General features: G+C 72.8%; 15 protein-coding genes and 2 pseudogenes. 4 read left to right on the top strand and 13 right to left on the bottom strand.

What is annotated here, in order from left to right:
* Positions 1-53 precede the first annotated feature (53 nt).
* The 3 genes from ABZS51_RS02565 to dtd all read right to left on the bottom strand — a co-directional run bounded on the left by ABZS51_RS02565 (position 54) and on the right by dtd (position 2137).
* On the bottom strand, positions 54-725 hold the full coding sequence (locus tag ABZS51_RS02565; protein WP_355435190.1) for a DUF6461 domain-containing protein: 672 nt from the start codon (positions 723-725) through the stop codon (positions 54-56).
* Positions 726-852: 127 nt separating this feature from the next.
* Positions 853-1518 (bottom strand): DUF4097 family beta strand repeat-containing protein, encoded by a 666-nt coding sequence (locus ABZS51_RS02570; protein WP_355435193.1) that lies wholly within the window; start codon positions 1516-1518, stop codon positions 853-855.
* 193 nt (positions 1519-1711) lie between these two features.
* The gene (dtd, locus tag ABZS51_RS02575) at positions 1712-2137 is read right to left on the bottom strand and encodes a D-aminoacyl-tRNA deacylase (RefSeq protein WP_355435196.1); all 426 of its coding nucleotides are present in this window, start codon (positions 2135-2137) and stop codon (positions 1712-1714) included.
* A gap of 61 nt (positions 2138-2198) precedes the next feature.
* Between dtd and ABZS51_RS02580 the strand changes: the two genes are divergently transcribed.
* Positions 2199-3113 (top strand): asparaginase, encoded by a 915-nt coding sequence (locus tag ABZS51_RS02580; protein ID WP_355435199.1) that lies wholly within the window; start codon positions 2199-2201, stop codon positions 3111-3113.
* A 31-nt stretch (positions 3114-3144) separates the two neighbouring features.
* Here the strand turns inward: ABZS51_RS02580 and ABZS51_RS02585 are convergent.
* Positions 3145-3354: pseudogene (locus ABZS51_RS02585) on the bottom strand (ester cyclase); the annotation flags it as partial.
* A gap of 17 nt (positions 3355-3371) precedes the next feature.
* Here ABZS51_RS02585 and ABZS51_RS02590 point away from each other — a divergent pair.
* Positions 3372-3611: pseudogene (locus ABZS51_RS02590) on the top strand (TetR/AcrR family transcriptional regulator C-terminal domain-containing protein); the annotation flags it as partial.
* A 22-nt stretch (positions 3612-3633) separates the two neighbouring features.
* Here the strand turns inward: ABZS51_RS02590 and ABZS51_RS02595 are convergent.
* From ABZS51_RS02595 to ABZS51_RS02605, 3 genes are all read right to left on the bottom strand, one after another.
* The gene (locus ABZS51_RS02595) at positions 3634-4233 is read right to left on the bottom strand and encodes an ankyrin repeat domain-containing protein (RefSeq protein ID WP_355435202.1); all 600 of its coding nucleotides are present in this window, start codon (positions 4231-4233) and stop codon (positions 3634-3636) included.
* Positions 4234-4394: 161 nt separating this feature from the next.
* On the bottom strand, positions 4395-6047 hold the full coding sequence (locus ABZS51_RS02600; RefSeq protein WP_355435205.1) for a DUF2207 domain-containing protein: 1653 nt from the start codon (positions 6045-6047) through the stop codon (positions 4395-4397).
* A gap of 58 nt (positions 6048-6105) precedes the next feature.
* Positions 6106-7203: an FAD-dependent monooxygenase gene (locus ABZS51_RS02605; protein ID WP_355435208.1), complete on the bottom strand. Its 1098-nt coding sequence runs from the start codon at positions 7201-7203 to the stop codon at positions 6106-6108.
* A 116-nt stretch (positions 7204-7319) separates the two neighbouring features.
* On the opposite strand from ABZS51_RS02605, the gene ABZS51_RS02610 reads away from it, so the two are divergent.
* The gene (locus ABZS51_RS02610; RefSeq protein ID WP_355435211.1) at positions 7320-8255 is read left to right on the top strand and encodes a TetR/AcrR family transcriptional regulator C-terminal domain-containing protein; all 936 of its coding nucleotides are present in this window, start codon (positions 7320-7322) and stop codon (positions 8253-8255) included.
* A 15-nt stretch (positions 8256-8270) separates the two neighbouring features.
* Here ABZS51_RS02610 and ABZS51_RS02615 read toward each other — a convergent pair whose 3' ends face one another.
* The gene (locus tag ABZS51_RS02615) at positions 8271-9032 is read right to left on the bottom strand and encodes an alanyl-tRNA editing protein (protein WP_355435214.1); all 762 of its coding nucleotides are present in this window, start codon (positions 9030-9032) and stop codon (positions 8271-8273) included.
* A 284-nt stretch (positions 9033-9316) separates the two neighbouring features.
* Here ABZS51_RS02615 and ABZS51_RS02620 point away from each other — a divergent pair, with 284 nt between their 5' ends.
* Positions 9317-9862, top strand: a complete 546-nt coding sequence (locus ABZS51_RS02620) for an SGNH/GDSL hydrolase family protein (protein ID WP_355435380.1) — start codon at positions 9317-9319, stop codon at positions 9860-9862.
* Positions 9863-9887: 25 nt separating this feature from the next.
* Here the strand turns inward: ABZS51_RS02620 and ABZS51_RS02625 are convergent, their stop codons facing one another.
* The 5 genes from ABZS51_RS02625 to ABZS51_RS02645 form a co-directional block, all read right to left on the bottom strand.
* The gene (locus ABZS51_RS02625) at positions 9888-10256 is read right to left on the bottom strand and encodes a DUF2516 family protein (protein WP_310706898.1); all 369 of its coding nucleotides are present in this window, start codon (positions 10254-10256) and stop codon (positions 9888-9890) included.
* Positions 10257-10414: 158 nt separating this feature from the next.
* Positions 10415-10834: a hypothetical protein gene (locus ABZS51_RS02630; RefSeq protein WP_355435217.1), complete on the bottom strand. Its 420-nt coding sequence runs from the start codon at positions 10832-10834 to the stop codon at positions 10415-10417.
* 3 nt (positions 10835-10837) lie between these two features.
* Positions 10838-11332 (bottom strand): helix-turn-helix domain-containing protein, encoded by a 495-nt coding sequence (locus tag ABZS51_RS02635; RefSeq protein ID WP_355435220.1) that lies wholly within the window; start codon positions 11330-11332, stop codon positions 10838-10840.
* A gap of 60 nt (positions 11333-11392) precedes the next feature.
* Positions 11393-12298 carry a M56 family metallopeptidase gene (locus ABZS51_RS02640; RefSeq protein ID WP_355435223.1) on the bottom strand — a complete coding sequence of 302 codons (906 nt, stop codon included), beginning with the start codon at positions 12296-12298 and terminating at the stop codon, positions 11393-11395.
* Positions 12295-12651 carry a BlaI/MecI/CopY family transcriptional regulator gene (locus ABZS51_RS02645; protein WP_310706894.1) on the bottom strand — a complete coding sequence of 119 codons (357 nt, stop codon included), beginning with the start codon at positions 12649-12651 and terminating at the stop codon, positions 12295-12297. Before ABZS51_RS02645 ends, ABZS51_RS02640 begins: the two co-directional genes overlap by 4 nt.
* Between the last annotated feature and the right edge of the window lie 8 nt (positions 12652-12659).

Consider the following 12659-nt stretch of genomic DNA (forward strand, 5'->3'; position numbering starts at 1 on the left):
GCCGATCATGGCTTGGCCACGTCCATGCGCCTGCATGAGGCGGCGGTGCAGGGTCAGCGGGTCGCGTCGGGCATGCGGACCGTCACCCAGGGATGCGGCTGCACCAGCCACTCGCTGGTCAGCCGCGCCCCGGCGGTGCGGTCGATCACCGCGAGGCAGGCGGCCTGCCAGTCGTAGTCGGCGCGGTCATCGAAGTCGTCCTCGTCCTCGTCGAGGTCCTCGGGCGCGGGCTCGGCGAAGAAGTCCGTCATCGCCTGCAGCTCGGGCCATCGGGCCAGGCCGGCATGGTGTTCCTGCCGCCCGGGGAAGAGCGCGTCGATCGCCAGGACGTGCTCGCCTCCGGCCGCGAAGCTCAGCCGATTGTTGGCGTTGACGTTCCACCAGGCGCTGTAGACGCGCGCTCCCTCACTGAGCCGCCGGAGCGCCGCGGGGGTTGCCCCGAGGTAGTCCCACTCGAAGAGAACGGTGGTCGAGCCGCACCGGTCGACGAGTACGGGGTAGGCGTCGTGTTCGGGCGGCCCGATGGCTTCGAGCGGCATCGGCGCGTGCAGCCGGTAGGGCGTGTTCCCAGCGAGCCGGGTGGCGATCTGGTCCAGGGTGAGCGCTCGCCCGTCGTCGGGGACCACCGCCGTCCAGCACATGCCCACGCCGAGCCACTGCGTGCTGCTCATCAGCCGCCGGTAGTGCTCGCGCAGGTCGGCGGTCGGCGGCTGTCCGGTGGTCAAGCAGGGCTCCTTCGCTGGGCGGGAACAGATCGTGAAGATCATCCCAGAGGCGCGGCGGAGTGCAGGTGTCCGCGACTCCGGGTGCCGCGCCTTCTCACCGACGTCTCCGGCCGGTGGAGGCTGCGGGTCACAGGGTACCGGCGGTGATGTCGCCGTTGGAGGTGGTGGCGTGGATGTCGAGTTCGGCGGTGCCGTCGTTCTTGAGGGCGTTGCTGATGCGGCCGTTGGAGGTGCCGGCGTCCAGGGCGGCCGAGACGCCGGTGGCGGCGTTGATCGTGATGTCGCCGGACTGGGTGCGGAGCACGACCTTGCCGCCGGTGGCCTCGGCGATCCGGATGTCGCCTCTTGCGGTGCTGATCTCCGCGGGGCCGCCCAGGCGGCCGACCTCGACATCGCCGTCGGTCGCGGTGAGGCGGAGGCTCGCGGCCTCGTCGATGGTGATCTGGTGGTAGGCGCCTTCGAAGGCGACGTCGCCGAGGCGCCCGACGGTCCGGAGCTCGGCGCTGGCCGTCTTCGCGTCGACCTGGGAGCCGGCGGGCAGTTTGATCGTCACCTCGATGGCTCCGGTGGGGCCGAGGTACTGGTTCTTCGCCGCGGCGGTCTCGATCCGCAGGACGCCGTCGGCGTACTCGACCGTGGTGTGCTCGGCGGCCTTGACGTCGCGGGTCTTGGAGGTGCTGGCGGGCAGGACCTCGACGGTGGTGTCGGCCCGGTCGGCGGCGATGAGCTGGACGCGTCCGGCGGGGATGTGGAGGACGGCGGTGATCGGGGCGGAGGTGTCGAACTTCTGCATCATGTGCTCCTTGTGCTGTGTTCTTTCGATGTCCACCATCGCCGACCGCTCTGATACCGGGCCGTCGCCGTCCTGACACGGCCGCTGACATACGGCGGGATGCAGCACCGGCCCGCGCCAGTGGTGCGGGCCGCCGTCACGTGCGTGTCCTGGGCCGTCGCCGGGGTGACGACCGGGACCCGGCCGTCAGGCGTCAGACGTCGACGATCAGCGTGATGGGGCCGTCGTTGACCAGGGAGACCTTCATGTCGGCACCGAAGCTGCCCGTCTCCACGTGGGCTCCGAGAGCCCTCAGCTCCTCCACCACGGCCTCCACCAGCGGCTCGGCCACGGGTCCCGGGGCGGCGGCCTGCCAGGTGGGTCGCCGGCCCTTGCGCGCGTCGCCGTACAGGGTGAACTGGCTGATGACCAGGAGCGGCGCCGACACGTCGGAGCAGGACTTCTCGCCGTGCAGGACGCGCAGCCCCCACAGCTTGGCGGCGAGCCTGCGGGCCTCGGCGGCCGTGTCGGTGTGCGTGACGCCGACCAGCACCATGAGGCCGGGCTCGTCGATGGCCCCGATCGTCTGCCCGTCCACCGCCACGGAAGCCGACGTCACCCGCTGTACCACTGCTCGCATGGGATCCCATTCTGGCGTAGGACGGGCGCTTCGTAGACTCATGGCCGGAAAGGGGCGCGAAATGTCGCTGGTGGTAGAGGTTGTCCGGTCTGGGTTCGTCGAGTCGAGGCATCATGCGCGGATGCTGGCCGTCGGCGCGGACGGCGGCCCGGTGGAGGCGCACGGCGCGGTGCACGTGCCGGCGTCGCCGCGCTCGTCGATGAAGCCCCTCCAGGTGCTCGGCATGCTGCGCAGCGGGCTCGACCTGGCGGGCGAGCTGCTGGCGCTGGCCTGCGCCTCGCACGCCGGCGAGCCGTTCCACGTGGAGGGGGTACGGAAGATCCTCGCCGGGGCGGGCCTGGACGAGTCGGCGCTGCGGTGCCCGGAGGATCACCCCGAGGACCGGACGGTGTCCGAGCGGGCCCGCGTCTTCATGAACTGCTCGGGCAAGCACGCCGCCATGCTGGCCACCTGCGCGGCGAACGGCTGGCCGCTCGACACGTACCTGGAGGTCACCCACCCGCTCCAGCGGGCGATCCGCGCCACGGTGGAGGAGCTGACGGGGGAGCGGATGGCGGCCTCCGGCGTGGACGGCTGCGGCGCGCCGCTGTACTTCGTGTCGATGCTGGGGATGACGCGGGCCTTCCGGGCGTTCCCGCTGGGGGAGGCGGGGTCGTACGAGCGGCGGATCTTCGAGGCCGTGACCGCGTACCCGGAGTGGACGTCGGGCACCAGCCGGGTGGAGGTCTCGCTCATGCGCGCCGTGCCGGGGCTGATGCTGAAGTCGGGGGCGGAGGGGTTCGAGGTCTTCGTGTTCGAGGACGGCCGGGCGGGGGCGGTCAAGGTGGAGGACGGGGCGCAGCGGGCCCGCACGCCGGTGACGGTGGCGGCGCTGCGCTCGCTGGGCCTGGACGCGCCGGGCCTGCCCTCCTCGACGCCGGTGCTGGGCGGCGGCCGGGCCGTCGGCGAGCTGCGCCTGGCGTCCTCGCCGGCCTGACGACTCCAGCCGGTCCCGCGCCGGACGGCTCTCAGTCGGCCTCGGGCCAGTCCCAGGCGAGCTGGAAGAACAGGCCCAGGCGGTCGCTGACCGCGCGGATCTCGCTGATCCTCCCGTCGCGCACCGTGAAGATGAAGATCGCCTCGACGGCGAAGCTCTTCCCGGTCGGCTTCGGCATGCGCGGGTGGTGGCCGGTGTGCGTGCCTGTCATGAGCAGCCGCGCCACGACCCGGTCGCCCTCCTCGACGAGCTCGTTTCAGCCCCACCGACGCGCTCCATGTGATCACCACGCTGGCCACGTTCGTCATCGGGCAGGTGCTCGCGGAGGCCGGCCGGACGCCGGGACACGACGGGCCCGACCCCGAGCCGCGGTTCGACCCTGCGCGCCACCCCGTCGTCGGACAGGCGCTGGCGGCCGGGCTGGGCACCGCGCGGGACCACGAGGACCGCTTCACCTACGCCCTCGACGCGCTCCTGTCGGGGCTGGCCCCGCGATAGCGCCCGGAGGGTTTCCGCGGGCTCACAGGCGGGGGTGCGTGGCGTCGCGCAGGACGGCGGCGATCTCCAGCTGCCCCCTGACGACCGCGTGCTCGAACGCCGAGACCCCGTCCCGGTCGGTCCGGCGCGGGTCGGCCCCGGCCGCGAGCAGCAGCCGGACGATCTCCTGGTAGCCCTCCGAGCCGTCGCCCGCGATGACCGCCTTCAGCAGCGCCGTCCGGCCCACGTCGTCAGTGTGGTCCACGTCGGCGCCCGTCTCCAGCACCGCGCGCACGTAGCCGGTGTGGCCGCGCTCACAGGCCGTGATGAGCGCCGTGGCTCCGTTGCGGTCGCTGCTGTTCACATCGGGCCCGGCGCGCAGCAGCACGCGCAGCATGGCCACACTGCCCGTCACCCCGCTGACCAGCCATGGGGTGTCGCCCTGGAGGTCGGCCGCGCCGGGGTCGGCCCGCGCGGACACGAGGAGCTGCGCCACCTCGACGTGGTCGGCGGCGGCCGCCAGCAGCAGCGGGGTGCGGCCCCGGGCGTCGCGGGCCTCCAGATCGGCGCCCTCGGTCACGGCCTCGCGCACGGCGACGGGGTCGCCACTGGCCGCGGCTGTCAGCAGTTCCTCGTCGCGCACGCCTGATCCTTTCACGCCGGCGTCCGCCGGCCGCGGCAGGCCCGCCCGGAGCCGTCGGCGCGCCGTCCGTTCCCGCCGTCCACCGGGTCGCCTACCCTCCGGTACGCCCTCCGCACCCCGCTGACCAGGCGAATCGGAGGGAGAAGGCCGGCGGCGACCGGTCAGAGGGTGCGGAACTGGCGGGTCGCCGAGATGGCGCCCGAGGTGGTGGTCGTGAACGTGCGCATCGAGCCCGCGAACTTCGACAGGTCCCACTCCGCCGGCCCGTGGTACCAGTACAGGTTGTCGGCCTCCCGCCCGTTGCCCGTGACCGAGGCGACGATCCGCGACCAGTGCTCCACCCCGTCGAAGATCACCGCGTACGGGAGGTAACGGGAGAACAGCTCCACCCGGTGCTGCTCCGGCACCTCGCCCAGGTCGCCCGAGAACAGGTACTCCCGGAACGCCAGCGTGTGCGCCAGCGCCGCCGACCCGCGGGCCGTCTTGGCCGGCATGTACTGCCCGCCCACGGCCAGCGCCCCACCCGCGATGACCAGGGCCAGACCCAGCAGGCCGTACGTCGTGAGCCAGGCGAGCGCCACGGTGGCGAGCAGGCCCACGCCGATGAGCACCACGCCGGCCAGCGTCCACCGGGTACGTTCGGTGTCGGGGCGGCGGGCGAACCAGCCCTGCCTGACCACGTCGGCGTACAGGGCGTCGCGCACCTCGCCGAGGTGGCTGGCGAACGAGCCGGACAGCTGTGACAGCATGACCGCGTCGCGCCCGTCGAAGATCGCGTCGTAGAGCGCCCGCTCGTACGGCAGCAGCGCGGCGGGGTGCCCGGACGGCACCCTGACCAGCATCCAGTCGGGCGCGTCGTAGGTCTCCCGGGGCTGCTCGTCGATCCGCAGGAACCCGCGCACGGCCAGGTCCACGATGGTCGCCGTCACGTCCACCACGTCGGCCTGCTCGTCCACGAGTGTGCCGATCTGACCGGGCCGCACCCCGTCGGGCGGCGAGAAGTGCCCGTTCTGCACCGGCACGGCCGCGCCCTGGTCGTGGTCCTTGCCGTGGGCCACCACCCTGGCGTCGCGCCCGCGCGTCCAGTACAGCAGCCCCAGGCCGCCGAGCAGCAGCACGAGGAGGGCGGCGAGCGCGCCGCCGGTGACGGTGTCCAGGGCGAACGCCGAGGTCAGCGAGAAGCGCCGGTCGAGGATCGGCCCCCCGGCGGCGGAGTCCTCGGGGTAGGCGACGACGACGGTGAGCGCCTGGCCGGGCGCCAGGTTCGCCTGCTCGAAGTCGGCCTCGGTGCCGGTGTGGTCCATGGACGCCGAGGTGCAGCCGACGGCCGAGGTGAGCTCCCCGGCGAAGCACGACAGGCTCTGCACCAGGCCGGGCCCGGCGACCTTGACCGTGGCCTTGGCGACGGGGGCGTTCCAGCCGTTCACCGCGAACCAGCGCAGCTCCCGCACGCCGCCGGCGGGCGTCACCGTGCCCTTGACGTCGTACTCCACCGTGGCGGGCGCGGTGACCGCCAGGACGTCGCCGGACAGCTTGCCGCCCTTGACGTTCGAGATCTGGTACAGCCGGTCGTCGGCGTCGTCGTGGCGGGTCCTGGTGAGGAACGTCCGCTGGAGCGGGCCCGTGGCGCCGGAGATCTTCTCGGAGACGTGCAGGGTGCCGTCCTTGCGGAGGGTCATCGTGATCTGGTCGACGATCCCCGCGGGGGCGGCCTGGGCCGGGGCCGGGGTGGTCGCGAGGAGCGCCGCCCCCAGGGCAGCTGATGCCAGAACGGCGGCGCTCGTGGCGGCCGGCGCACGCCTGAATCCCGTCATGGCCGGACATCGTAGCGGCAACCGGCGCGCCGCCTTCGCGGTGATCAGGGGGACCGGGTCAGCGGTCGAGGGAGATGGCCGTGGCCGCCCGCCGCACGCTCTCGTCGGAGGCGGGGCCGCCGGGGTTCTCCGTGGCCAGCTCCTGGTTGAGCCGGACGAACGGCCGCATCCGCTCCTCGTACCGGTCGAACGCCCCGTCCCGGTCCGCGCCCAGCTCCTCCGCCAGCACGTACGCCCCCACCATGGCCAGGCTGGTGCCCTGCCCCGAGAGCGGCGAGGCGCAGTAGCCCGCGTCGCCCAGCAGCGTCACCCGCCCCGTGGACCAGCGGTCCATGTGGATCTGGGCCATGGCGTCGAAGTAGAAGTCGTCCGCCTCCCACATGGCCTTCATCAGCCGCGGCGTCTCCCAGCGCAGCGCCGAGCAGTGCTCCTCGACCAGCCGCTTCTGCGCGTCGACGTCGCGGTGGTCGTACGCGATGGGGCCGGCGCCGAAGCCGGCGTTCACCCGGATCGTGGCGTTGCCGGGGGCGCTGTAGACGCCGTAGCCGGCGTCCCCCTCGCGGTGCCAGACCTGCCAGCGGTCGAGGTCGAGGAAGTTGGGCGCGCTGTAGATGGAGACGTACATGCCGAGGTGGCGCACGAACCGCGACTCGTCGCCGAACGCCAGCGCGCGCACGTTGGAGTGCAGCCCGTCGGCCCCGACGACGTGGCCGAACCGCCGCCGCCCGCCGCTCTCGAACGTCACGTCCACACCGTCGCCGTCCTGCTCCAGCGCGGTGATCGAGTCACCGTAGATCGTCTCGGCGTCGCGGGCGGCTCCGGTGACGACGGCGACGAGGTCGTCGCGCATGATCTCGATGTCGTCCCCGTCCAGCCGGCCGGCGCTGACGGTGCGCTCGGTGGTGCGCATGGTCTCGTTGCCGTCGCCGTCCACCATGGACATGCCGCGCATGTCGGTCTTCAGGGCGAGAGCCTGCTCCAGGATGCCCATCCGCTCCGCGACGGTGACGGCGGCGCCCCGGAGGTCGACGGCCTGGCCGCCCCGGCGCGGGGCGGGCGCGCGCTCCACGATCGTCACGTCGAAGCCGTGCCGCCCCAGCCAGTACGCGAGGACGGGGCCGCCGATGCCGGCGCCGGAGACGAGGACGGTGTTCATGTGATCCCCTTAACTGTATGGACGCTGTACGCAGCTGAATGTACGCCGTACTTTGACCACATACAACCAGGCCGATGCGCTATACTGTACTAGTACAGCTATGACCAGGAGGTTCGATGCCGGCTCCGCCGTACCTGCGGATCGTCGAGGACGTGAAGGCCCGCGTGGCTCGCGGTGAGCTCAAGGAGGGCGACCGCGTGCCCTCCACCCGGCGGCTCGCCCAGGACTGGGGTGTCGCGCTCGCCACGGCCGCCAAGGCGCTCACCGCGCTCGCCCAGGAAGGCGTGGTCAGGGCGGAGCCGCGCGTCGGCACGCTGGTGACCTCGTGGCGGCCGGGAGCCGCCCAGCGGGCCCCGATGCCGTCCGCCCGGCGGTCCGGTGGAGGGGAGCACGAGCTGACGCGCGAGCGCGTCGTCGGCGTGGCGGTCGAGATGGCCGACGCCGAGGGGCTGGCCGCCGTCTCCATGCGCGGCGTCGCCGGGCGGCTCGGCGTGTCCACCATGTCGCTCTACCGCCACGTGCGGAGCAAGGACGACCTCGTCGGGCTGATGACCGACGCGGTGATCGCGGAGTTCCCGCTGCCCGACGAGCCGCCGCCCGGCTGGCGGGCGCGGCTGGAGGTGTCCGCGCGCCTGCAGTGGGCCGCCTGCCGCCGGCACCCGTGGCTGGCGTGGGTCACCTCGCTCACCCGGCCGCGGCCCTCCGCAGGGCTGCTCCGGCACACCGAGTGGGCGCTGGCCGCCCTCGACGGCCGCGGCCTCGACCCGGTCACGATGATGCAGGTGCACATCCTGCTCTACAGCTACGTCCAGGGCATCGCGGCCAACCTGGAGCTGGAGCAGCAGGCGCAGGCCACCACCGGCCTGACCGACGAGGAGTGGATGGACCAGCACGCCGCCTACCCGGCGCTGACCGCGCTGGGCGGCTATCCCACGTTCACCCGGGTGGTCGAGGACATGGGCGGCGACTTCGAGCTGGACCTCGACCGGCTCTTCGAGTTCGGCCTGCGCCCGCTGCTCGACGGCCTGGCGCGGGTCGTCGAAGGGCGGTGAGGCGGCGGGCGGAGGTCAGTCGCAGATCTCGACGCGGACGCGGCGGAAGCCGCGGCCCTTGCTCTCGATCTTGGCCACCCGCAACCTGCCGATCTGCCTGGTGGAGGCCACGTGGGTGCCGCCGTCGGCCTGCGTGTCCAGCCCGACGATGTCCACGATCCGGACGTCGCTCACCGACTCCGGCACCAGGTTGGTCGCGGTGCGGATGATGTCGGGGATGGCGAACGCCTCCTGCCGGGGCAGGACCCGCACGTCGATGCGCCGGTCGGCCTGGATCTCGGCGTTGCACGCGGCCTCCACCGCGTCGCGGAACCCCGGCGGCACCTCCGGCATGTTGAAGTCCATGCGGGCCACGCCGACCGTGCCGCGCTCGGGCACGATCGCGGGCTCCATGTTGCCGCCCGTCACCAGCGAGCCGTAGTCGCGGAAGACCACCCCGCACAGCACGTGCAGCCCCGAATGGGTGCGCATGAGGGCGGAGCGGCGCTCGTCGGCCACGGCCGCCCGGACGGTCGTGCCCGCCGGCGGGATCGGGTCGCCCTCGGCGGGGACGAGCTGGAGGTCGTCGCCCTTGCGCACGCCGGCGATCCGCGTCTCCACGCCCTGCCAGAGCAGAACTCCGTGATCGGCGGGCTGGCCGCCCCCGCCCGGATAGAATGCCGACCGGTCCAAGACGATTCCGTCGGGCGTCGCTTCGAGGACGACCGCCTCGAAGTCGCGAAGGCTCTGGTCGGACAGCTCCAGCCTTCGCGTGCGTCCATGGAGGTCGATGGTCATGGCGGCAGCCTAGAGCTCCTGAGGTGGCGATGCGCGACCGGGTGCGTTCCCCCCTGACCGCATCGGCCGCGCTGCTCCTGGCGATATGTCCAGTGATATCGGGATGCGCGACTTCCGCGGAGTCGCAGGGCCCCACCAGCTCGCTCAGGGCGTCGTCAGGCGCCTCGTCCGCGCGCCCCGTGGACGCTTCCGCCCCCGCACCCGCCCCCGCAACCCCGCCCCGCCGCGCGGCCGCTTCCGCCCCCGCGCCCCCGCCCCGCCGCGAGCCCGGTGCGGCGCCGGTGATGATGGTCGTGGGCGACAGCTTCACGGTCGGCTCCGGCCCGGTGCCGCAGTGGCGGGCCTACGCGTGCCAGGCCGCCCGCCTGCTCGGCTGGCAGCCGGTCGTCGCCGGCGCGGGCGGCACCGGCTTCCTCAACCGGGGGCGCGCCGGGCGCACGTTCCAGCAGTCGTACGAGGAGGAGCTGTCCTGGCGCCCGGCCCCTGACGTGCTCGTCGTCTCCGGCGGCCACAACGACCAGCGCTGGACCACCGGGCAGCTCGGCCGGGCGGCCACCACCCTCGTGCGCGACGCCCGCGAGCACTGGCCCGCCACGAGGATCGTCGTCGTCGGCCCCATCTGGCTGGGGAAGGTCCCGCCCAAGGCCCTGCGGGTGCGCGACACCCTGGCCGGGGTCGCCCGGGAGGAGGGCGTGGAGTTCCTCGACCCGTTGCGGAGCCGGTGGGCCGGCGGCGACCCGTCGGGCGTGGTGCTGCCCGACGGCGTCCACCCGACGCGGGCCGGACACCTCATGCTGGCCCGCTGGCTGGCCAGCGCGCTGCGCAGCTAGCCGTGCCGAGGCGGACGGCCCGGGGTCACCAGGGTCCGTAGGGGCCGTTGTTGCCGCCGCGACCCATGCCCTTGACGGCCGGCTTCACGTCCACGATGTAGACCACGGCGGCGATCACCGCGATGATCGAGAAGAAGCTGACCGCGCCGAGCCCGATGAACTGCAGCCCGCCGACGAGCAGGAACGCGTTGAGGAACGACCACGCGCCCGCCAGCGAGAACAGCGTCGCCAGCGCGAGGATGATCAGCCAGATGTTCTTCTTCAGCTTGCCCGCGGCGACGAACGCGGCCGGCGGCACCCGCAGCGCGTGCAGCAGCCCGTAGGCCGACATGCCGAGGATGGCGACGGCGAGCAGCAGGAAGAGGAAGTTCAGGCCGCCGTTGACGATGTCCATGTGTGCGCTCCGCCTCACGCTCGCGATGAATCGGGCCCCAGCCTAATAGCCGGGGCGGCCCGCCGAGCACCCGCGCGACGGCCATCGCCCCGGAACGGGGCGCCACGGCATGCGAGAGGCCCGTCCCCGTGACGGGGACGGGCCTCAGGCGGCAGGCGTCAGGACTTGGCCTTGGGGGTGGTGCGGGTCTTGCGGGCCGGGGTGACCGGGGTGGCGACGGGCGGCTCGGCGGCCTCCGACACCTCCTCCAGCTCCAGCGCGGCCTCGCCGCTCACCTTGCTGACGGCCTTGCGGCCCCGGGAGGCGAAGTCCTCGTAGGCCACGGTGGCGCGCTGGGTGAGCTGGTCGGCGTAGCCGCGGGCCTTCTCCGGCAGCTCCTTGGCGAAGCCCTCCGCCTTGTCGGCGTAGGAGCGGGCCAGCTCGGGCAGGTCCTTGCCGAGCTCGGGCCGGCGCGCCTGCAGCTTCTGGAGCTGCTCGGGGAGCTCGCGCAGCTTCTCGACGGCGTAGTCGCCGACGCCCGCGACGGCGTAGAACGGCTTGGACTCGGTGAGCTTCTTGACCTCGGTGGCGAGCGTCATGGGTTAACCTTCCTTGGTTTCCTGGTTGACGGTGCCGTTGTCGGTGGATGCCGCGTAGGGCTCAAGAGCGGCGAGAAGCTCCTCCGGCAGCGGCTGCTCGTCGTTCGTGACGGAGCCGCTCCGGGGATGAGCTTTCTGGGAGGTCTGCTCATCTCCGGCGCGCTTCTCCTTGCGGAACGACTCATAGATATCAATCAGCACCTGGCGTTGCCGCTCGGTGAGATGCGTGTCGGCCCTGATGGCGGTGACGACGTCGCTCGGGGTCTCACGGTCCTCGATGAGGCCGGCCTGCACGTAGAGCGCCTGGGCGGAGATGTGCAGGCCCTTGGCGATCTGGTTGAGGATCTCCGCGCTCGGCTTGCGCAGGCCGCGCTCGATCTGGCTGAGGTAGGGGTTGGAGACCCCCGCCGCCGCGGCGAGCTGACGCATCGAGATCTTCGCCTGCGTCCTCTGCTCGCGGATGTACTCGCCGATCGAACCGACCTTCGGTAGTGCCATGCCTCTATTGTGCGTCACCCTGCTTGCAATTGCAAACGAAGTGGCTAACACCAGCAAGCACTAGAGCTGGTAGATCCACAGGAGCGGAGCGGACGTGACCAACGTCACGGACAGCGCGACGGCGCCGTAGCGGAGGCTCGCCGGCAGCTCCGGCACCGGCTTGAGCAGCCGGTCGACCCGGGCCATGAGGTTCTGGGCGCCGACGCCCAGCATGCCGCTCGGCGTCGGCATCGCCCCGGCCGTACCGAACCTGAGCAGCGCGGTCGCGAGCCGGCGCGGCGAGCAGTAGCGCCGGGCGCGGTCGTCGGCGGCCATCTCGATGAGCAGCTCCACCTGGGCCTGCGCGTCGCAGACGACCTTCGACCAGGGCAGCGCCCTGCGCAGCGCACCGAACGGCAGCAGCACCAGGTCGTGCCGCTCGCGCACGTGGGCCGCCTCGTGGGCGAGCACCGCGGCCATCTCGTCCTTCGACAGCAGGCTCAGCGCGCCCTGGCTGACGACCACCTGCGAGCGCAGGCCCGGCACGCAGTAGGCGGCGGCGCTGGGGTGGTCGAGCACGCGGACGCCGGGCAGCACCGGGTCGTCGTGGGAGATCAGGGCCAGCAGCATGCGGTGCCGGCGGCGGGCCCGCAGCGCCTGCACGCCCGCGGTGAGCAGGACCGCGACCAGCACGGCCAGCGCGGTGAGGCCGGCGATCATCGCCACCACGTGCAGCGGGTCCCACGCCTCGCGCGGGGACCGGCCGGCGGCGAAGGAGACCAGCCCGTGCAGCACGCCCTCGCCGTACGGCTGGACGGCGAAGGCCAGCATCGAGCCGGTGGTGGCCATGCCCCAGGACACGCCCAGGGCCTGCCAGAGGAGGATCGCCGTCCTGGGGGCCCGGGAGGTCCAGCGGGCCGTGGTGAAACGCCAGGAGCCGAGCGCGCACGCCGTGGCGAGCGCTGCCAGCACCGCTGCCGTGGTCACTCGTCCTCCAGCTCCGTGAGGGCTCTTCGCAGGATCTCCGCCTCCGGGCCGGACACGGCCTGGGCGAAGCGGGCGAGGGCGGCCGAGCGGTCGCCCGTCATGTCGAGCGCTTCCAGCATAAGCTCCGCGACGTACGCGTCGCGGGTCGCCGCCGGTTCGTAGCGCCAAGCCCTGCCGTCACGGGTGCGCTGAAGGAACCCCTTGCGGGTGAGACGGTCGAGAACGGTCATGACCGTGGTGGGGGCGAGGTCGCGGTCGGCGATGAGCCGGCCCACCTCGCGGGCGGTCAGCGCCCCGCTCTGCGCCCAGAGGATGTCCATGATGCTGCGTTCCAGCTCGCCGAGACCCTTCACACTCTCCA

Origin of the sequence: Nonomuraea sp. NPDC005501, from assembly GCF_040605905.1 — a bacterium.
Classification (GTDB): domain Bacteria; phylum Actinomycetota; class Actinomycetes; order Streptosporangiales; family Streptosporangiaceae; genus Nonomuraea.